17 protein-coding genes are annotated in these 19,791 nt (G+C 74.2%); 6 read left to right on the top strand and 11 right to left on the bottom strand.

Annotated elements, in window-relative coordinates:
- Nucleotides 1-321 precede the first annotated feature (321 nt).
- Nucleotides 322-930, bottom strand: coding sequence for a TetR/AcrR family transcriptional regulator (locus ABD54_RS18750; RefSeq protein ID WP_047870808.1), 609 nt, complete (start codon nucleotides 928-930; stop codon nucleotides 322-324).
- A 102-nt stretch (nucleotides 931-1,032) separates the two neighbouring features.
- Between ABD54_RS18750 and ABD54_RS18745 the strand changes: the two genes are divergently transcribed.
- On the top strand, nucleotides 1,033-1,989 hold the full coding sequence (locus tag ABD54_RS18745) for an NAD(P)-dependent alcohol dehydrogenase (RefSeq protein WP_047870807.1): 957 nt from the start codon (nucleotides 1,033-1,035) through the stop codon (nucleotides 1,987-1,989).
- Here ABD54_RS18745 and ABD54_RS18740 read toward each other — a convergent pair.
- The 4 genes from ABD54_RS18740 to ABD54_RS18725 form a co-directional block, all read right to left on the bottom strand.
- The gene (locus ABD54_RS18740) at nucleotides 1,967-2,842 is read right to left on the bottom strand and encodes a metal ABC transporter permease (protein WP_047870806.1); all 876 of its coding nucleotides are present in this window, start codon (nucleotides 2,840-2,842) and stop codon (nucleotides 1,967-1,969) included. The genes ABD54_RS18745 and ABD54_RS18740 overlap by 23 nt on opposite strands.
- Complete coding sequence (locus tag ABD54_RS18735; RefSeq protein ID WP_047870805.1) at nucleotides 2,830-3,576, bottom strand: metal ABC transporter ATP-binding protein; 747 nt, start codon at nucleotides 3,574-3,576, stop codon at nucleotides 2,830-2,832. The genes ABD54_RS18740 and ABD54_RS18735 overlap by 13 nt, the downstream gene beginning before the upstream one ends.
- On the bottom strand, nucleotides 3,573-4,520 hold the full coding sequence (locus ABD54_RS18730; RefSeq protein WP_047870804.1) for a metal ABC transporter substrate-binding protein: 948 nt from the start codon (nucleotides 4,518-4,520) through the stop codon (nucleotides 3,573-3,575). Before ABD54_RS18730 ends, ABD54_RS18735 begins: the two co-directional genes overlap by 4 nt.
- Before the next feature lie 308 nt (nucleotides 4,521-4,828).
- The gene (locus ABD54_RS18725; RefSeq protein WP_047870803.1) at nucleotides 4,829-8,293 is read right to left on the bottom strand and encodes an AfsR/SARP family transcriptional regulator; all 3,465 of its coding nucleotides are present in this window, start codon (nucleotides 8,291-8,293) and stop codon (nucleotides 4,829-4,831) included.
- A gap of 159 nt (nucleotides 8,294-8,452) precedes the next feature.
- On the opposite strand from ABD54_RS18725, the gene ABD54_RS18720 reads away from it, so the two are divergent.
- From ABD54_RS18720 to ABD54_RS18710, 3 genes are all read left to right on the top strand, one after another.
- Nucleotides 8,453-9,331 (top strand): alpha/beta fold hydrolase, encoded by an 879-nt coding sequence (locus tag ABD54_RS18720; RefSeq protein ID WP_047870802.1) that lies wholly within the window; start codon nucleotides 8,453-8,455, stop codon nucleotides 9,329-9,331.
- Between the two features lie 145 nt (nucleotides 9,332-9,476).
- The gene (locus tag ABD54_RS18715; protein WP_047870801.1) at nucleotides 9,477-9,896 is read left to right on the top strand and encodes a YciI family protein; all 420 of its coding nucleotides are present in this window, start codon (nucleotides 9,477-9,479) and stop codon (nucleotides 9,894-9,896) included.
- A gap of 15 nt (nucleotides 9,897-9,911) precedes the next feature.
- Nucleotides 9,912-11,198: an RNA polymerase sigma factor gene (locus ABD54_RS18710; RefSeq protein WP_047870800.1), complete on the top strand. Its 1,287-nt coding sequence runs from the start codon at nucleotides 9,912-9,914 to the stop codon at nucleotides 11,196-11,198.
- A gap of 95 nt (nucleotides 11,199-11,293) precedes the next feature.
- Here the strand turns inward: ABD54_RS18710 and ABD54_RS18705 are convergent, their stop codons facing one another.
- The 4 genes from ABD54_RS18705 to ABD54_RS18690 all read right to left on the bottom strand — a co-directional run bounded on the left by ABD54_RS18705 (nucleotide 11,294) and on the right by ABD54_RS18690 (nucleotide 15,096).
- Nucleotides 11,294-12,265, bottom strand: a complete 972-nt coding sequence (locus ABD54_RS18705) for a CPBP family intramembrane glutamic endopeptidase (RefSeq protein WP_047870799.1) — start codon at nucleotides 12,263-12,265, stop codon at nucleotides 11,294-11,296.
- A 53-nt stretch (nucleotides 12,266-12,318) separates the two neighbouring features.
- Entirely contained in the window at nucleotides 12,319-12,927 is a 609-nt protein-coding gene (locus tag ABD54_RS18700; RefSeq protein WP_235432108.1) for a DUF3887 domain-containing protein, read from the bottom strand.
- A 236-nt stretch (nucleotides 12,928-13,163) separates the two neighbouring features.
- Nucleotides 13,164-13,862 (bottom strand): response regulator transcription factor, encoded by a 699-nt coding sequence (locus ABD54_RS18695; RefSeq protein WP_047870797.1) that lies wholly within the window; start codon nucleotides 13,860-13,862, stop codon nucleotides 13,164-13,166.
- The gene (locus ABD54_RS18690) at nucleotides 13,849-15,096 is read right to left on the bottom strand and encodes a sensor histidine kinase (RefSeq protein ID WP_047870796.1); all 1,248 of its coding nucleotides are present in this window, start codon (nucleotides 15,094-15,096) and stop codon (nucleotides 13,849-13,851) included. Before ABD54_RS18690 ends, ABD54_RS18695 begins: the two co-directional genes overlap by 14 nt.
- 204 nt (nucleotides 15,097-15,300) lie before the next feature.
- Between ABD54_RS18690 and ABD54_RS18685 the strand changes: the two genes are divergently transcribed.
- On the top strand, nucleotides 15,301-16,383 hold the full coding sequence (locus ABD54_RS18685; protein WP_047870795.1) for an ABC transporter permease: 1,083 nt from the start codon (nucleotides 15,301-15,303) through the stop codon (nucleotides 16,381-16,383).
- The gene (locus ABD54_RS18680) at nucleotides 16,380-17,063 is read left to right on the top strand and encodes an ABC transporter ATP-binding protein (protein ID WP_047870794.1); all 684 of its coding nucleotides are present in this window, start codon (nucleotides 16,380-16,382) and stop codon (nucleotides 17,061-17,063) included. Before ABD54_RS18685 ends, ABD54_RS18680 begins: the two co-directional genes overlap by 4 nt.
- 248 nt (nucleotides 17,064-17,311) lie before the next feature.
- Here the strand turns inward: ABD54_RS18680 and ABD54_RS18675 are convergent, their stop codons facing one another.
- A complete protein-coding gene (locus ABD54_RS18675; protein ID WP_047870810.1) occupies nucleotides 17,312-17,956 on the bottom strand; it encodes a response regulator transcription factor in 645 nt (214 codons plus the stop codon).
- A complete protein-coding gene (locus ABD54_RS18670; protein WP_053063612.1) occupies nucleotides 17,937-19,196 on the bottom strand; it encodes a sensor histidine kinase in 1,260 nt (419 codons plus the stop codon). Before ABD54_RS18670 ends, ABD54_RS18675 begins: the two co-directional genes overlap by 20 nt.
- Nucleotides 19,197-19,791: the final 595 nt, after the last annotated feature.

Below are 19,791 nucleotides of genomic sequence, written 5' to 3'. Positions count from 1 at the left end.
GGTGGCCGTCCAGCTCAACGGGCGCCCACGCAAAACGCTCGGCTGGGATACCCCAGCCGAGCGCCTCGCTAAGCTGCTTCAAGCAAGCAACTGACCTTCAGTGTTGCAACGATCCCTAGAATTCGCCCTCCGGCCCGGCCCCTCCCGGGCGCGGCGGCACGGACCACTCCCCGTGCCGCCGCGCCGTTTCTGTTCGTGCCCGTGCCCGGTCGGCGGACGACCGGTGCCCTTCGGGGGTCGCGCGCCCGGCGAGGGACACCCCCTCCGGACCGGCCGCCCGCCCTCCCCCGCGAGGGGGCGGGACCGCGTCCGGCCCCGGTTTCAGGAACCCCCGCCCGTCGTGGTCCCGGGCTTCTGCGGGCGCACGCCCGCGAACGCTATGTCCAGCAGACGGCCCGCCTGCGCGCAGTCGGGGTGGTCCTCCGTGGCGAGCGAGATGGCGCTGACGAGCGCGACCAGGTCCTCGGCGCGCACACCGGGGCGCACCGCCCGCGCCCGACGGGCGCGCTCCAGGAGTTCACCGGCCGCGGCGGTGATCATCGCAGCGCAGCCGTCGTCGCGCTCCAGCAGGTCGGCGTCGCGGCCGTCCCGCAGCAGCGAGGCGGCCAGACCGCGGCTGGCCTCGGCGTAGGCGTTGAGGTCCCGCAGCCAGGCGAAGAGGGCGGGGCCCGGCCCGCTGGCGCGGGAGTGCTCCCGCGCCCTGGCGCAGAGCGCTTCGACGCGGTCGTGGAAGACCACCTCCAGCAGGCGGCGCCGGGAGGGGAAGTGCCGGTGCAGGGTCGCCGAGCCCACCCCGGCCCGGCGGGCGATCTCCTCCAGCGAGGCGTCGGCGCCGTGGGCCGTGAACGCCTCCTCGGCCACGGCGACGATGCGTTCGTAGTTGCGCCGGGCATCCGCGCGCAGGGGCTTTCGCGCCGCGCTCTCGACCACCGTGACCTCCTTCGCTTGCTAAGTGGGGCGCCTCTCCGGTTATCTTAGCGGAATGAAGTGGGGGGCCACCCCACTTTCTTTGCGAGACTGGGGAGAACGACCATGCGCGCTGTGCGGTACGACCGATTCGGCCCGCCCGAGGTATTGCGCGTCGACGAGGTGCACACGCCGAGTCCGGGAGCGGGCGAGGTGCTCGTCGAGGTGCACGCCGCGAGCGTGGACGCGGGCGAGGTCGCCTTCCGCTCGGGCAGGATGCGCGGGATCACCCGTGCCCGGTTCCCCCGGGGCGTGGGCGTCGACTTCACGGGCCGCGTCGCTGCGGCGGGGGCGGGGGTGCGCGCCTGGCGGGCCGGGGAAGCGGTGTGGGGGCTCACGCCGCACTTCGTCTTCGGGGCCGTCGCCGAGTACGTCGTCGTCCCGGAACAGCGGCTCGCCGGCGCACCCGGGAACCTCGGCCTCCTGGAGGCCGCCGCCCTTCCTGGCGCGGGCACCACCGCCCTGACCGCGCTGACGGACAAGGCCCGCCTCGCGCCCGGTGAACGGCTCCTGGTCCGCGGCGCCACCGGAGGTGTGGGCAGCGTCGCGGTGCAGCTGGGCAAGGCGCTCGGCGCCGAGGTCACCGCCCTCGCCGGCGCAAGCAACCTCGACTGGATCCGAGGACTCGGCGCCGACGAGGCCCTGGACTACCGCACGACCCGGCCGCGGGACCTCGGCCGCTTCGACGTCATCGTCGATCTGGTAGGCACCGACCTCGGCGCCTACCAGGCGCGGCTGGAGCGGGGCGGGCGCATGGTCACGCTCGCCTTCGACCCGGACCGCGTCCTCAGGTCCCTGCTCGGCACCGGGCTCCGGGCCGCCGTGCGGCCCGGCCGGACCAAGCTCTTCAGCAACAACCCGTCGGCGGAACGCATCGCCGAGCTCACACGCGCCGCCGAGGAGGGTAGGGTCCGTCCCCTGGTCGACACGGTCTTCCCAATGGCCGACGTCGCGGAGGCCCACCGCAGGCTGGAGGCGGGCGGCGTCCGAGGCAAGTACGTCATCGACGTGCGGCGCCCGTAGCGGCGGTGCGCCGCCGCAGCAGTACGCCCTGGCGGGGCGAGAACAGGTAGGCCAGGGTGAAGGCCGACGACTGGGCCAGCACGATCGCCCCGCCGGTGGACACGTTCAGGTGGAAACTGAGGAAGACCCCCACCACGGCCGCCACCACGGCCACCGCCGCGGAGACGACCAGCATCCGTTCGAAGCGGTCGGTGAGCAGGTATGCCGTCGCGCCGGGGACGATGACCATGGCCACGACCAGGATGATCCCCACCGCCTGGAGGGCCACCACCACCGTGACCGACAGCAGGCCCAGCAGCAGAGTCTCCAGCAGGCGGGGGTTGATTCCCACCGCGTGGGCGTGGACCGGGTCGAAGGCGTAAAGGGTCAGGTCGCGGTGCTTGTACCAGACCACCGCCAGCACCACCCCGGCCAGGACGAGCACCTGCCAGATGTCGGTGTCCGACACCCCCAGCACGTTGCCGAACAGGATGTGCCCCAGGTCTGTCTGGCTGGGCACCCGCGAGACCAGGACCAGGCCCAGGGCGAACATGGCCGTGAAGACCACGCCGATGACGGCGTCCTCCTTGACCCGGGAGGTGCGGTTCACCACCCCGATCAGGGCGACCGACCCGGCGCCGAAGACCAGCGCGCCCACCGCGAAGGGCAGCCCGAACAGGTACGACAGCACCACCCCGGGCAGGACGGAGTGGGAGACGGCGTCGCCCATCAGCGACCAGCCCACCAGCGTCATCCAGCACGACAGGACGGCGCACGCCACCCCGGCGACCACGCTGACGAGCAGGGCGCGCCGGACGAAGTCGAAGCCCAGGGGCACCGTGAACCACTCCGCGATCGCGGTCAGCGCGTCCATGCCGTCCCCTCCTCGCCGGTGTGGACCCCGAAGGCCTCCATGAGGATCTCCGGGCGCAGGACCTCCTCGGGTGGGCCGTGCGCCACGACGCGGCGCTGGAGCAGCACCGCCTCGTCGCACAGGGCGGGCACCTGGGCCAGGTCGTGGGTGGACACCAGCAGCGTGTGGCCCTCGCCGCGCAGTTGCAGCAGCAGTTCGGTGATGCGCCCCTCCGAGCGCTTGTCGACCCCGGCGAAGGGCTCGTCGAGAAGTAGCACGTCGGCTCCCTGGGCGATGGCGCGGGCCACGAAGGCGCGTTTGCGCTGGCCGCCGGAGAGCGCGCCGATCTGGCGGTCGGCCAGATCGCCCAGGTGGGTGCGGTCCAGGGCGTGCTCGACCGCCTCCCGGTCGGCGGGGCGGGGGCGGCGGCGCTGTCCCATGCGCCCGTAGCGGCCCATCATCACCACGTCGCGCACACGGACCGGGAAGGCCCAGTCGACCTGCTCGGACTGGGGCACGTAGCCCACCAGCCCGCGGCGGCGGGCGGCGGCCCCGGTGCGCCCGAGGATCCGCACCCGCCCCCCGTCGGCGGGGACCAGGCCCAGCACGGTCTTGAACAGGGTGGACTTGCCCGACCCGTTGGTGCCCAGCAGGCCGCAGACGCGGCCGGGGGCGACGGACAGGCTCACGCCGTCCAGCGCCAGGACGTCGCCGTAGCGGACGGTGGCGTCGGTGACCTCGATGGCGGCGTTCACCGCTCCTCCCCCCGCAGCCCGGCCACGATGGCCTCTGCGTCGTGGCGCAGAAGGTCCAGGTAGGTGGGTACGGGGCCGCCCTCCTCGGAAAGGGAGTCGACGTAGAGGGTCCGGCCCATGGCGGCGCCGGTCTCGCGCGCCACCGAGCGCTGGGAGCCGTCGTTGACGGTGCTCTCGCAGAAGACTGCGGGCACCCGGTTGTCGCGGACGAACTCGGTGACGGCGGCGGTCTGCCGGGGGGTGCCCTGGGTCTCGGCGTTGACCGGCCACAGGTACATCTCGGTCAGCCCCGCGTCGCGCGCCAGGTAGGAGAAGGCCCCCTCGCAGGTGACCAGGGCGCGGGAGCCGTCGGGGACCCCGGCGAGTTCGTCCTCCAGGTAGTCGCCGACCTCGCTGATCTCGTCCTTGTAGGCCTCGGCCGCCTCGGCGTAGGCCTGCTCGCCCCCGGGATCGAGTTCGGTGAGGGCGTCGCGGATGTTGTCGACGTAGACGGGGGCGTTGTCGGGCGACATCCAGGCGTGGGGGTTGGGCTGGCCCTCGTACTCCCCCGCGGAGACGGGGATGGTCTCGACGCCGTCGCTGAGCACGGCGGTGGGGGCCTGAACGCGTTCGGTGAACTGGCTGAACCAGGCCTCCAGGCCGAGCCCGTTCTCCAGGATCAGGTCGGCGTCCTGGCCGCGGACGAGGTCGTCGGGTGTGGGCTCGTAGCCGTGGATCTCTGCTCCGGGCCGGGTGAGCGAGGCGACCTCCACGCGCCCGTCGGCGACGTTGCGTGCCATGTCCGCCAGGACGGTGAACGTGGTCAGGACCAGGAGCCGTCCGTCGTCGCGCTCCTGTCCGGCGGAGGAGGAGCAGGCGGTCAGGCCCAGGACGAGGGCGAGGGAGGCGGCGGGGAGCTTCGCCGACCAGAAATGTGAAGAAGCCTCATCTTGAAAGTTCGGCACGCCTAACTTTTTATCACAGGAGGGCCAAACTACACATCCCGGAGGGCGTGACGCGGTCGCCGACCGGATCCCTGACTCCGGACTCCTCCCCTGCCGAGGCACTGGCCCGGGTGCTCCGGCGGCATGACCGATGCACGGCGGGAGCGGGCCTCTCGTTCGCGATCGCCGACGCCCTCGCGGACACCGCACTCGGCGCCCGCGGCCTCTGGCCGCCTGCGCTCGAACCCGACCCCCGAACCGCGTGTGCGGGTGTCCGCGAGCCACCGGATCGGCCACCGCGCCGCTCCGCGGCCCGATTCGTCGGGTGCTCAGTCCGGTTCGGCCAGGGCGGCCCGGGCCGCGGCGGTCCAGTGCGGCGACCCGGCCCGGGCGGCCACGCGCAGGGCCAGCCGGTAGTGCTCCGCGGCCCGCTCGCGGCGTCCGAGCGCGCGGTCGAGGTCGCCGAGCTGGTGCGCGACCGGCCCCAGGGTCAGCAGACCGCTGCCCGCACCGGCCAGCTCCCCGGCGGCGGGTGAGAGCAGGCGGTGGGCGCGCTCCATCGCGGGGCGGTCGCCGACGGCGATGGCGGCCCGGGCGGACAGGCAGGTCAGGGCCTCCCCGAGCAGGCCGGGCGGCGCGTCGGGCGGGAGGGGCGCTGACCCGGGCCGGGCCAGGGCCTCGGCCCAGGGGGCGTAGGGGCCCCAGTCCTGGCGGGGGTCCACCGCTGCGGGGCGGCCGCCCCGCAGGCGCAGGCACAGCAGAGCCAGGGGCAGGATGCCCTGCTCCACCCCGGGCATGCCGGTGTCGGCGAGCCGCACGCTCGCGGAGCGGTAGGCGGCCCCTGCCTCCTCGACGGACCCCCGCGCGGCCGTGCGCAGCGCCTCGTACCACCGGGTGAACACCCCCACCAGGGCGATCCCGTAACGCGAGCCCAGCCGGTCGGCGTCGGCCGCGTGGGCGTCGGCGGCGCCGAAGTCGGCGAGCGCGGAGTAGGCCTGGACCAGGACGAGGTGGCCCAGCACCTCGAAGGTCACCAGGCCGTGCCGGGAGGCCAGGTCGACCAGTTCCGCGCCGATCTCGACGCGCTGCGGGGCCCGTCCGGCGCACTGGAAGGACTGCATGAACCGGGCGTTGAGCGCCAGGCACAGCAGGGCGGGGTCGCCGAGCCCGCGGGCGGTCTCCTCGGCCAGGCGGGCCGCGTCCGGTCCGCGTCCGGTGGCGGCGCCGCGCAGTTCCAGTGCCAGGGCGCACAGCAGGCGGGCGCGCTGCTCCAGGCGGTCCTCGGGCAGGGCGGCCAGGGTGCGTTCGGCGGCCCCGGCGACCCGGCGGGCCAGAGCCTCGTCGTCGTTGCGCGGCCACAGGGCGGGCACGTCGAAGGCGGTGATGACCTGAGCCGCCAGCTCGGCGTCGCCCAACTCCTCGGCCGCGGCCACCGCCCGGGCGCGGTGGTGGCGGGCCTCCTCCAGACGGCCGGTGACGGCCAGCGCCCGCACCATGCCCATGACCGCCTCCAGGCGTTCGCGGGGCAGGTCCTCGCCGGAGCGGTCGTGGGCGGCGACGGCCTCCCGCCACAGCCGGGCCGCCTCGTGCGGGGCGAAGCGCTCCTCCGCCCGCAGGGCGGCCGTGCGCGCGTGGTGCGCGGCCCGGGCCGCGGTGGCGCGGGTGCCCGCCCGCCCGAAGTGGTGGGCGAGCACGTCGGCCCGGTCTGCGTGCAGCGCCTCGACGGCCTCGGCCACCGCCGTGTGCAAGTGCGCCCGGCGGGGTCGGGAGAGGTCCTGGTAGAGGGTGTCGCGCACCAGCGCGTGCGCGAAGCGCAGACCGGGTGCGCCGTCGGGCTCGTCCGGTTCGGCGCGGTCGGTGAGGAAGCCCGCCTCCAGCGCCTCGTCCAGGGCGTCGAGCAGGGCTTCCCCGTCCTGGGACAGGGCCGACAGGACGTCGGGGTCGACGTCGCGGCCGATCACGGCGGCCCGGCGCAGCAGGTCCCGGGCCCCGGGCGTCAGGGAGCCCAGGCGGTGGCGGATGACGTCGCGCACCCCGGCGGGGACCGCGTCGAGCGCGGCGCCGTCCCCGTCGGACAGCAGACGGGCCAGCTCACGGACGAAGAAGGGGTTGCCGCCGCTGCGCCGGTGGACGGCGCGCAGCGCCCGCCCGCCGACGTCGCGGCCGACCAGGGCCCTTACGAGCGCCTCGGTCGCGTCCTCGGCCAGCCCGCCCAGGTAGACGCGGGCAGGTTCGCCGGGGGCGAGCCGGGCCAGGGCCGCGGTCAGCGCGGGGTGGACCTCGCCGGTCCGGTGGGTCCCCAGGAGCAGCACGGGCCCGGGGAGCGGTTCGGCGGCCAGGAAGGTGAACAGTTCCAGGGTCTCCTCCGCCGCCCGGTGCAGGTCGTCGAAGACCAGCAGGACGGGGCCGCGCCGCGCGGCCGAGGCCAGCAGGCGGGCGGCTTGGCGCAGGACGCCGAACCGGGCCGCCGCGGGGTCGGGGGAGGCACTCCCCGGCGCCACGGTTTCGTTGTTTCGGGCGGTGGCGGCGATGCTCCCGGGCTCTGTGGCGGCCTCACCCCGGCCTGTGCCCGTGGAGGGCCTGTCCGTCCAGGCGGGGCTCGCGTTGGATGCCGGGTCTGCGGCGTCGTCGTCCGTGGTGAGGCCGATGGTGTCACCGCGGACCGCGGTGCCCGTGGTGTCGCGGTCGGTGTCCGCGGACGCCGCCAGCACGGCGGCGATCTGCGTCCAGGGCCAGGTCGCGGGCGCCCCCTCGTGCTCGGGACCGCGCCCCCAGGCCGTGGTCCACCCGCGCCCGGCCAGCCGCCGCGCGAGCTCCTCGGCCAGGGCCGTCTTGCCCGCCCCGGCGTCACCGGAGACCAGCGCGACCCGGGCCGGAGAGTGCGGCGCGGCGGAGGCGGCAGCCCCCTCCAGCAGTTCCACCTCCCGGGTCCGGCCCACGAAGGGGCGCCGAACGGGTTCGGGCGCGCCCTCCGCCCGTGCCGGAACAGCGGTGGAGGCGGCACGCGGGGTGAGGTGGGGCGCCTGGGCCAGGACGTCGGCTTCCAGCCGCCGCAGTTCGGGGCCGGGGTCCACCCCCAGTTCCTCCGCCAGGGTCTGGCGTGCGCGGCGCAGCGCGGCCAGAGCGTCACCCTGACGGCCCGAGCGGTACAGGGCAAGCGCCCACTGCCGCCAGGCGTTCTCGCGAAGGGGGTGGGCCAGGGCGTGCGCCTCCAGGGCGGGCACGGCGTCACCCGCCCGCCCCAGCGCCAGGAGGGCCTCGGCGTGCCGCTCCACCGCCAGCAGCCGCAGCCCCTCCAACCGGTCGGCCTCGGCGCGCGCCCAGGGGTAGGCGGTGAACTCGGCGTAGGCCGGACCCCGCCACCACCCGAGGGCCTCCTCCAGCCCGACCAGCGCCGCACCGGGCCGCTCCTCGGCGAGTAGTGCGCCGCCACGGGCCACGGCCCCGGCGAAGCGCCGGGCGTCGACCGCCTCGGGAGCGGCCCTCAGCGCGTAGCCGGGCGGCGCGGTCACCAGCAGCCGTGCGGGCCGCCGGGCGGGCCGGTCCGGTTCCAGGGACCGGCGCAGCGCCGAGACGAAGGTGCGCACCGCAGCCACAGAGCCCTCGGCGGGCGCCTCCCACAGGTCGTCCACGAGGCGGTCCACGGGCACGGCACGGCCCTCGGCGACCAGGAGCCTGGCCAACACCGCGCGGTGTCGCGGTCCCTTGAGGGCGAGCGGTCCGTGCGCGCCGGCGGCCTCCAGGGGGCCCAGCACGCGGAAGGACACCGCCGCCCGTGTCACCTCCCCCTCCATGACAGCAAACCTATCCGGCCGTCCGCACCGGCCGGGGCCGCCGACGCCCCCGCTCAACCGTTGCTCATCGGCTGCTCATGGGACCCCGGCAGGCTCGTGGACGACCGAGAGCCCCGGCGACCGCCGGGGACCGGACTCCGATCCACCGAGGAGACCACCGTGGAACCCAGGATCCAGGGATTCGACTACCAGCGCGTGCCCGTCGCCGAGGGCGTGGCGCTCAACGCCGCCGTCGGCGGCTCGGGCAGCCCCCTCGTGCTGCTGCACGGCTTCCCCCAGACCCACCTGATGTGGCGGCACGTCGCGGCCGACCTGGCCGCCGACCACACCGTCATCTGCCCGGACCTGCGCGGCTACGGCGACAGCGACAAGCCCGTCGGCACCGACGGCGACGCCTACGCCAAGCGCACCATGGCCGCCGACGTCGTCGCCCTGGCCCGCGCCCTGGGCCACGAACGCTTCGCCCTGGCGGGTCACGACCGCGGCGCCCTGGTCGCGATCCGCGCCGGGCTGGACCACCCCGACACCGTCACCCACCTGGCCTCACTCGACGTGCTGCCGACCCTGGACATGTGGGAGGTCATGCGCGGGGCCTCTGCCGCGGTGGGCTTCCACCTGTACCTCATGGCCCAGCCCCCGGGCCTGCCCGAGCAGCTCATCGGCGCGAGCCCGGACGCGTTCTTCGGGCACTTCCTGGACATCTGGACGCGCGACCCCGAGGCGATCCCGGCCGAGGTCCGCGCCGCCTACCTGCGGGCCTCCCGCGAGGCGGTGCCCTCGATCGTGGCCGACTACCGGGCCTCGGCCGGGATCGACGTCGAGCACGACGAGGCCGACCGCGCGGCCGGGCGGCGTCTGGCCATGCCGGTGACGGTGCTCCAGCAGGACTGGGGCGCGGCGCTGGGCTACGACGCCGCCGCGGTGTGGCGGGCCTGGGCCCCCGACCTGCACCACAGCACGGTGACCTGCGGCCACTTCATGGCCGAGGAGGCCCCGGCCGAGGTGGTCGGGGCGCTGCGCGACCTGTTGGCCCGGTAGGCGGGTCGCGGGACCGGGACGCGGACGGACTCTGTCAGAATTCCTCGGAAAAAGATCGGTGGACGTGTCGATCCGCGGCACCCCCCGTTCGACCTAGGGGTGAAGGGGCCCGGAGGGGGCCCGCGACACCCGGGGAGACAGAGCCATGAAGTACATGCTGATCATGCGCGCCACCGACGAGGCCTTCGCGAAGATGGGGGAGATCGACTTCGACGAGATTCTCGCGACCATGGGCCGGTACAACGACGAGCTGATCCGCGCCGGGGTGCTGGTCGCCGCGGAGGGCCTCGACGACGCCGCCGAGGGCGTGGTCGTCGACTACTCCTCGGAGCCGCCCGTGGTCACCGACGGCCCCTACGGCGAGACCAAGGAACTGTTCGGCGGGTTCTACATCCTCGACGTGGCCTCCAAGGAGGAGGCCGTGGAGTGGGCCAAGCGGGCGCCTATGGGCGGCCCCGGGTTCAAGACCGAGATCCGGCGGGTCACCACGATCGACGAGTTCCCGCAGGACAACGAGTGGATCCAGAGGGAGCGGGCCTGGCGCGAGGCAACCGGCCAGCTCTGAGCGGACCGACCGCAGATGGCTGACCCGACCGGCCGCGAGGCCGTAGCCGCCGTCTGGCGGATCGACTCGGCGCGGATCGTCGGCGCGCTCGCGCGCTACACCGGTGACTTCGCGCTGGCCGAGGACCTGGCCCAGGAGGCGCTGGCCGAGGCGCTGGTGACCTGGCCGCGCGAGGGCGTGCCCCGCAACCCGGCGGGGTGGCTGCTCACCGTCGGCCGCCGCCGCGCGATCGACGCGTTCCGCCGCCGCTCCGCCCTGGACGACAGGTACGCCGTCCTCGCCCGAGACCTGGGCGAGGGCGGCGCCGCCTCGGGCGGCGCGGCCGGCGACCCCACGGGGGAGGCCGACGACGTGCTGTGGGATCCGGACCGGATCGACGACGACGTGCTCGCGCTGATGTTCACCGCCTGTCACCCCGTGCTTTCGCGGGAGGCCAGGGTGGCGCTCACCCTGCGGGTGGTCGGCGGTCTGACCAGTGAGGAGATCGCCAGGGCGTTCCTGGTCCCCACCGCGACCGTGCAGGCCAGGATCACCCGGGCCAAGAAGACCCTGGGGGCGGCCCGGGTGCCCTTCGATGTGCCCCCGGCCCGGGAGCGGGCCCAGCGGCTCGGCTCGGTGCTCAACGTGGTCTACCTGATATTCACAGAGGGCTCCTCGGCCAGCTCCGGAGGCGACCTGCTCCGGCGCGATCTCGCGGGCGAGGCCCAGCGCCTGGCCCGGGTTCTGGCCCGGCTGGTCCCCGCCCAGCCCGAGGTCCACGGCCTGCTGGCGCTGTTGGAGCTGACTGCGGCGCGCTTTCCGGCCCGCACCGGGGCGGACGGGCGGCCGGTGCTGCTGGAGCACCAGGACCGCCGCCGCTGGGACCGCGCCGCGATCCGCCGGGGGCGGGCCGCCCTGGCCCGCGCCGGGAGCGTCGGCCGGGGGCTGGGCGCCTACGGACTCCAGGCCGCGATCGCCGAGTGCCACGCGCTCGCCCCCTCGGCGCGGGAGACGGACTGGGAGCGGATCGTGCTGCTCTACGAGGCGCTCGGCCGTCTGGCGCCCTCCCCGGTGGTGGATCTCAACCGGGCCGTGGCGGTCGCCATGGCCCGGGGACCGGCCGCGGCGCTGCGGGTCGTGGACGAGTTGGCGGCGGCCGGGGCACTGGCGGACTCGCACCTGCTGCCGAGTGTGCGCGGGGAGCTGCTCGTGCGGCTGGGCCGCACCGCTGAGGCGCGCACCGAACTGGAGTTGGCCCTGCGCCGGTGCGGCAACGAGCGCGAGCGGGAGTTGCTGAGAGGCAAACTCGCCGACCTGGACTGACCGTTCCAGGTCCCGGGAGCAGACCGTGCCGGGGACCGGTATTCGAAGGAGAGCGCCACCACGACCGTTCGCGAAGGCCGCGGCGTCCGCTGTGCCTACTGGCCGCTCACTCGTTCGGCCGCCCCGTCTTCGGTTGCGGTCCCCTCCTTTGACGGCGGGGCGGACGGGTGCTTCGCGGAGGAGAACTGTCCCGTGGCGATCAGGACCGCGACGAGCGCGAGCGGTACGATCCACCCGCTCCAGCCCAGGATCGTGGCCTGCGTGGTGTCGACGTGCTCGCCCGCCTTCGCGAAGAGGAGGTAGGTCCCACCCGCCCCGTTGAACGCGGCGTGCGCCAGAGCCGCGGGCCACACCGACCCCGACCGCAGGCGCAGCCAGCCGAAGACCGCGCCGACCACAACGCACATGCCGACCATCGCGGTCAGGCCGAGCCAGCCCGGCGCGTCGGGGTAGTTGTACCCGAGGAGGATGAGCGGGGCGTGCCAGAGGCCCCAGATGACGCCCGAGACCAGCAGGGCCGTGAACGTGCCGAGCGGCATCAGTCTCGGGAGCAGCCACCCCCGCCACCCGAGTTCCTCGCCCAGCGCCGGGATGAGGTTGACGAACGCCGCCACCGGCAGAGTGGCGAGCTGGATGGCGATCAGCGCGCCGACCGGTATCGGCATTTCGGCCGATCCGGCGTCACCCGCCTGCTCTGCGAGGACCTGCTGGAACGCGGAGAAGTTCGCGAAGTCGGCCGGATAGACCCCCAGCAGCGCGCCGACCGGGAGCGCCGCCAGGACGAGCGCGATGGGCACGAAGACCCCCAGCGCCGCGTAGCCGAGCAGCCTGCGGGCCGGTCGTAGCGGCCACACCCCCAGCGTCCACGTCTTCCGCCTCGGACGTTCCACGAGGAACACGACGACCAGGGCGGCGATCGCGGGGGTCATCATCACGGCGGTGGCCACGAACGGGAACCAGGGGCTGGTGAGTCCGTCGCCGAGCCAGAGCGGTAGCGCGACGAGCCAGGCGAGCGCGAACGCCAGGGCGGTGAACACGCCGATGGAGCGCAGGTCGCGGCCGCTCATACGGGATCCGCTCCTGACCGTCGCCGTCCCCGACACGTTCGGTGATTCGTCGGTCACGACGACTTCCCTTCGAGGATGTGCAGACCGGCCACGGTGCGGTCGTCGCGGAACGTGATCCGTGCCGTGTAGTCGCCCGCCTCGAACGAGAGCGGCGTGTTCGTGACCGTCACGTCGCCGGCCCGGGCGGCCTCCGGCTCCCCCCGCCCCTCGAAGGCTCCCGCCAGGCCGATGATCTGCGCCCACGCGGCCGCGAGCGCGTCCTGCGACAGGCCGTCGCGCATGACCGGATCGAACCGCTCGGTGACGTGTGACCATCGCCCGGACGCGAGGTCCTCGACCACCGAGGCGGCCAGTTCGGCGGCTCCGGGGAGCGGTGTGGTGTTCATGGGCTCTCCTGTTCTGGGATCGATCGGTTTTCCGTAGCGCTGGAACGCCGCCTGCCTGCTCACGCCGAGCGCGTCACCGATGACCTGCCACGTGACGCCGTCCTGGCGCGCCTGCCCCACGACGGCGCGCACGACGTCGTCGGCGGCCGAGCGCATGCTCACGGCACGCCCAAGCGAGTCGGTCCAGTCGTCGTCCCTCGTCAGGACGCGCGATGCGAGGAACGCTTCCGTGCGCGCCTTCAGGACGCGCAGCGTCTCTGTCAATTTTTCTTGCACGTGTAAATCTTAGCTTGACAAGTAGGCCGTGCGCAAGCGCGGGAGTCCGAACGGCTGTGGAAAACGGCGCCCCTCACCGGCGCCCGAAGGACTTGGGGGTCGAGGAGGATTACTACAGGATTTGGCGGTAGAGACGTGACTTCACGCGCAGGAGGTGGGGGCTCACTCACTTCTCCCGGAGTTCGTTGCGGCGGCCGCCGGACAGCTCCGGCACGTGCGTCACGGAGGTGCCACGTTCAAGATCCGGGCCGATCCTCCCTGGAGGCCGACCGGATGATTCCGCGCTCCAGAGCGACCGAGACCGCCGCGGTGCGGCTGTCGACCCCCAGCTTGTCGTAGATGTGCACCAGATGGGTCTTGACGGTGGCCTCGCTGATGAACAGTTCGCGAGCGATGGCCCGGTTGGCCAGCCCCCGGGCGAGCAGGCCGAGGATCTCCACCTCGCGCGGGCTCAGCGCCGGGCCGGGCGTGCGCAGCCGCCCGAGCAGCCTGGCGGCCACATGCGGGGCGAGCGCGGTCTCGCCGCGCGCCGCTGCACGCACGGCGCGGCACAGTTCCTCGGGCGGTGCGTCCTTGAGCATGTAGCCCGATGCGCCGGCCTCCACCGCAGCCAGGATGTCGGCGTCGGTGTCGTAGGTGGTCAGTACCAGGACCGGCGGCGCATCAGGTTGGGCGGTGATGCGTCCGGTGGCGGCCACCCCGTCCATGCCCGGGCTCATTTGCAGGTCCATCAGCACGATGTCGACCCCGGCGCCCTCAGGGGCGACCAGCGCGGCCAGGGCCTGGAGGGCCTGGGTTCCGTCGGTGGCCTCCCCCACCACGCGCATGCCCCCGTGGTCCTCGAACATGGAGCGCAGACCGCGTCGCACGACCGGATGGTCGTCCACCAGCAGGATGCGCAGCGGGGCCCCGTCCTCGGGGTCAGGTCTGCTCATCGGTTCCGTCCTTCGTTCCCTCACCGTTGGCTGCGGCGCCTCGGGCCAGCGGGAGCCTTGCCGCCACGGCGGTGCCCTCGCCGGGCGCCGACTCCACCTCCAGGTGGCCGCCGAGTGCGGTCATCCGCTCTCGCAGCGCGGCCAGGCCGAACCCCGTGCCGTCCGGGCGCGGCACCGTGGGCTCGGCGGCGAACCCGCGGCCGTCGTCGACCACGTCCAGGGTGACCTCCTCGTCGAGGAACCCGAGTGTGACCACTGCTCGCGTGGCGCCCGCGTGTGCCACGGTGTTGGCGAGGCTGGCCTGCGCGGCCCGCAGCAGCGCCACCTCGTAGTCGCGCGGTAGTGGTACCAGATCGCCATCCACGCGCAGGACGGATTCCGGGCCGCCCTCCCGGGCGGCCCGCTCGCACACCCGCCGCAGCGCCTCCACCAGCGACCCCTTCTCCAGTGACGGCGGGGTGAGGTCGCGAACGAAGCGGCGTGCCTCCTCCAGGTTCTCAGCCGCGGTGGCGCGGGCCTCGGCGATCCGCTCCCGTGCGGGCCCGGTGACGCCGGGGGTCGCTCCCTCGGCGGAGCGCAGCAGCAGCACGATGCTCGACAGGCCCTGGGCGAGGGTGTCGTGGATTTCGCGGGCCAGGCGTTCGCGCTCGGCCAGCACCCCGGCGCGGTGCTGGGACGCGGCCAGGTCTCCGCGGGTACGGGTGAGGTCGTCGATGAGCCGGCGCCGCTGCTCGCTCTCGTTGTACAGCGCCGCGTAGCCCAGGGCGATGACCACCGATGTCAGAGCGCCGATGACGGGGCCCAGGACCACCGGGACCGTGAGGGCGCCCAGGTGCAGGGCCTGGGCGGCGACGACGGCGGCGGTGATGACGGTGACCGCGACCACCGCGTGCCGCCGCCGCAGCAGGTGCAGGTGCAGGAAGAACAGCGGGAAAGCGACCCAGGAGAAGTCCGGTCCGGTCAGAAGCACAAGGGCCCACAGCGCGGTGACAGCGGCCAGCCATCCCAAAGCGGTCGCGCGCGACCGAGCGCGGTGCCGCATCAGCGGCCCAGCGGCGTAGACCGCGGCCAGCACCAGGGCGCCGAATACGGCAGCCCAGCGGTCGGCGGGCGCCGCGAGGCCGTCGGTGGCCGTCTGCAGCGCACCGATGCCCAGGAGCGCGAAGAACGCGGTGTGCAAGATGGCGCGCAGCAGCCACAGCACGGTCCCGCCGGTGGGTCCGGCCTCGCCCATGGGGCCACCCCCTCTCGCGCTTTCATCATGCCCCGGCGCAGCGTATGCGGGGTGCGGGCACCGCCGGTATCCATCATGAGGTGGATTTTCGGCTCCCTCGTTCGATGCCCGCCGTTCGACCATCGCCCCGATGGCACAGGGGCCGGTTTCCCGGAGGGTGGAGAACGAGCGGGCCGCCGGGTCCGCCTGCCGGAAGGGAGCACCGTGTTCGTCGCACTCCGAGACATTCGAGCGGCCAAGGGGAGGTTCGCGCTCATCGGGTCGGTCGTCGGCCTCATCACCCTGCTGGTCGTCCTGCTGTCGGGGCTGACCGCGGGTCTGGCCGCGGAGTCCACCTCCGCGGTCGAGAACCTGCCCGCCGAGCGCGTCGCCTTCGGTGCCGCAGGCGACCAAGAGCCCGAGGAGTCCTACGCCGACAGCTCGGTCACCGCGCACCAGGTCGACGCCTGGTCCGCCGCCGACGGGATCGCGTGGGCCGAGCCTTTGGGCATCACCCAGAGCCGGCTGGAGGCCGAGGACGGCTCGTCCTTCGCGGCCACCGTCTTCGCCGCCGACCCCGACGGCCGACTCGCCCCCCAGGGCACCGCCGACGGCGCCCTCGTCATCGGGGAATCCCTTGCCCAGGAGGAGGGGATCGGCGAAGGCGACGTCCTCACCCTGGGCGGCACCGAGCTGACGGTGGCCGCCGTCAGCGGCGACGACTCCTACAGCCACACCCCGGCGGTGTGGACGTCGCTGGACACCTGGCAGTCGTTCGTACCCGACTCGGGCGAGGACACCCCGGTGGGCACCGTGGTGGCGGCCGGCACCGACGGCACCGCCGACTTCGACGCGATCGACACCGCGGCGGACACCGTCTCGGCCGATCGCGACGACAGCCTCGCCGCGATCGGCGCGTTCGCCTCGGAGAACGGCTCCCTGCTGATGATCCAGGGGTTCCTCTACGCGATCTCCGCCCTGGTGGTCGGTGCGTTCTTGACCGTATGGACGGTGCAGCGCACCGGTGACATCGCGATCCTCAAGGCGCTGGGCGCCTCAACGCGCTACCTGCTGCGCGACGCCCTGGGCCAGTCCGCTCTGGTACTGCTGGCCGGTACCGCCGCGGGCGGCGGCCTGGGCGTGGCCCTGGGCGCGCTGGCGGCGGGAGCGGTCCCGTTCGAACTGACCGCCGCCACCGTGCTGGCGCCCATCGCGGGCATGGCCGCCCTGGGTATGGCGGGGGCCGTCCTCGCCGTGCGCGGCATCACCTCCGTCGACCCGTTGACCGCTCTGGGAGGCGTCCGATGAGCATGACCCTGTCCGATGTGACCTTGACCTACCCCGACGGCGACAGCACCGTGACGGCCCTGGACAGGGTGTCGCTGACGGTGGCCCCCGGCGAGTTGCACGCCGTGGTGGGCCCTTCGGGCTCGGGCAAATCGAGCCTGCTCTCGGTGGCCGCCACCCTCATCCGCCCCGAGACGGGAACGGTACGGATCGGTGACACCGACACTCGCGGGCTGTCCCGTGCGGAGCTGGCGCGGCTACGGCGCGACCGGATCGGCATCGTCTTCCAGCAGTCCAACCTCATCGGGTCCTTGACGGCGGTCGAGCAGTTGCTGGTCACCGAGCACATGCGGGGACGGCGTCCGCGCGCGCACCGGTCGGCCGCGGCCGACCTGCTGGCCACCGTCGGGCTCGACGGCCGGCAGCACCGCCGCGCCGCGCACCTGTCCGGGGGCGAACGGCAGCGCGTCAACATCGCCCGCGCTCTGACCGGCACCCCCGATGTGCTGCTGGTCGACGAGCCCACGGCCGCGCTCGACCACGAGCGGGGGCGGGCGATCGTGGACCTCATCGCCGAGCTGACCGCCCGGTTCGGTCTGGCGACGGTTCTGGTCACCCACGACACCGAGTACCTGGACCAGGCGGATGCGGTCTGGGAGATGCGCGACGGGCGGCTGGCGCCCGCCGGCGTGGCGGCCTGACCCTGCCCGCCACGAGGTGGTTTCTCAGAATCGGTCCGAGCCCGCAGGATCAGTCGCTCTGGTCGGGGTCGCGCAGGGGACGCAGGTCTTCCACGGTGGGGAAGGTGTAGGAGCCCAGGAAGTTGATGTGGTCGAAGCCCAGGACACGGCTCTACCGCCAAATCCTGTAGTAATCCTCCTCGACCCCCGACTTGGCGGTACGCGTGCCCTTTGCGGTCCGTGCCGCCCGAACCCCGCCGCGGCCGCGCTCAGCTGTCCAGGTAGCGCAGCACCGCCAGCACCCGGCGGCTGTAGCCGGAGGCGTGCCCCAGACCCAGCTTGTCGAAGATCGAGTTGACGTGCTTCTCCACCGCGCTCAGCGACACGTACAGCCGCTCGGCGATCGAGGCGTTGCTCAGCCCCTGCGCCATGCGCTCCAGGACGTCGCGCTCGCGCGGGGTGAGCCGGGCCAGCGGGTCGGTGTGGGTGGTGCGCGCCAGCAGCCGGCGCACCACCTCGGGGTCGAAGGCCGCCCCGCCCGCGCGCACCCGCTCCAGGGCCTCCAGGAACTCCCCCACCTCCGACACCCGGTCCTTGAGCAGGTAGCCGACCCCGCCCGAGGCACCGGCCAGCAGTTCGGCGGCGTAGCGCTGCTCCACGTACTGCGACAGCACCAGCACCGCCACCTTCTCGTGGTCGGCGCGGATGCGCAGTGCCGCCCGCAGCCCCTCGTCGGTGTGGGTGGGCGGCATCCGCACGTCCACCACGGCGGCGTCGGGCGCGTGCTCGGCGACCGCGGCCAACAGAGCGTCGGCGTCGCCGACCGCCGCCGCCACCTCGTGGCCCTCCTCCTCCAACAACCGCACCAGGCCCTCCCTGAGCAGGACCGAGTCGTCAGCGATCACCAGGCGCATGGGGGCTCCGTATCGTGGTCAGGGGCAGCACGGCGCGTACCGTGGTCGGACCGCCCCGGGGACTGTGTACCGCCAGTGTGCCGTCCAGCGCCCGCACCCTCCTGGCCAGGCCGGTCAGACCGCCGCCCGCGGGGTCGGCGCCGCCGCGGCCGTCGTCGAGCACCCGCAGGTCCAGAAATCCGTCGGCGTCGTCCAAGTGCACGATCACCATCCCGGCACCGGCGTGCTTGACGGCGTTGGTGATGGCCTCGCGCGCCGCGAAGTACACCGCCGTGGCCAGCTCGCGGGGCGGCGGGGCCGACAGGCGCGCGCGCACCTCCACCGGCAGGGGGCTGCGTTCGGCCACCTCGGTCAGCGCCGCCTCCAGGCCCAGGGCGTCCAGCGCGGTGGGGTAGACCCGCCAGGCCACCTCCCGCAGCTCGTCCAGCAGCACCCGGGTCTCGGTGTGCGCCTGGCGGACCAGCCGCGCCGCGCGCTCGGGGTCGTGGCCGCGCTGGGCCCGCCCCAGCAGCATGGCCAGCGCCACCACGCGCTGCTGGACCCCGTCGTGCAGGTCGCGTTCGATGCGCCGCCGCTCCTCGTCCACCGCCCGGACGATGCCCGACCGGGTGGAGGTCAGCTCGTCGATGCGCCGGTGCAGCAGGTCCTCTCTGCTGGGGCCCACCAGGCGGCGGGCCAGGGCACGGTCGGCCGCCGAGGCCAGCGCCGCCACCAGCCACGTCGCCGCCAGGACGACCGAGCCCATGAACAGGCCCACACTGACGCTGGAGACGTGTATCCGCGCGCCGGGCATGAGCACGGGCACGTAGGTGCCGCCCCCGGTGAACAGCTCCAGCGCGGCGCCGCCGACGAAGACCGCCACCAGCGTCAGCGCCGTGGGCGCCAGGTAGCCGCACAACAGCGCCGCCGGAAGACGCAGCAGCAGGTAGGCCACGCGCGGGGCGGCCCCGGTCCCCGGCTCGACGACGCCTCCCCCCGACCACCGGGCCAGACGGCCCAGGTCCGCGTCGCCCAGGCGCACCGCCCACCGGGTCACCGCGCCGCGGAACCGGCGCCGGGCCCGGGAGGGCAGGAACGGGGCGCACACCAGCGCCGCGGCCGCCGCGAGGACCCACACCAGCGTGAGCGCGGCGGTGCACAGCCCCAGCAAGGTGCCCGTCAGCTCGCGCCCGGCCCGTGCCAGCGGCGCGACCGCCGCCCGCGCCCAGGCACGTGGGCCGTCCCCGGCCCACTCGGCCATGCGCCCCCACCCCTCTTCTCGCGAGACCGTCCGCACCCGCCCTGTCAGGCGTCCCGGAGCCGGAGCAGCAGGGCGCCCGCCGCGGGCGTGAGCGCGTGGTCGAACCACCCGTCGACTTCCCGTCCCTCGTGGACGAGGAGGATTCCGACCGGGCCTTGCCGCCCCGGTGGCGCTGCGCGCCTCGCGGCCGAGGCTGGTTCCGGCCTCATCGTCATGGCGTCCCAGAGGTCTCGGCAGGCTGGCACGGTTCACCCCGAGGGGCTGTCCCGTCCGCGCGCGAGAATGCTCTGAGCCGCGTTCACGTCCGCATGCGCCCCGTGCCCACGCCTGCCGCGGCGGAACAGCGATGGGCTCTCTCGGTTCTCCACCGAGACGTATCCGCACGGGCGGCAGGTCCGCACCGCACCGAAACCGGTCACCAGGTGCGTCAGAAGCGTACCGACGGTGGCCGTCACGAGAGCAGTTCCCCCCGGGCGCTCACGTGCGGTCCCCGTCTCCTCGTCCGTGCGGCGGCGACCACGCCGGGAACCGTGCCCCCTGCCGGGCCAGGGGGCGTACCGCCAGGTCGGGGGTCGGTGCTCGCCAGAGCGGGGGC

Source organism: Nocardiopsis sp. RV163, from assembly GCF_001029525.1.
Taxonomy (GTDB): Bacteria; Actinomycetota; Actinomycetes; order Streptosporangiales; family Streptosporangiaceae; genus Nocardiopsis; species Nocardiopsis dassonvillei.
Note: the sequence above shows the minus strand (reverse complement) of the source record. Positions and strands in the feature narration are given on the sequence as shown.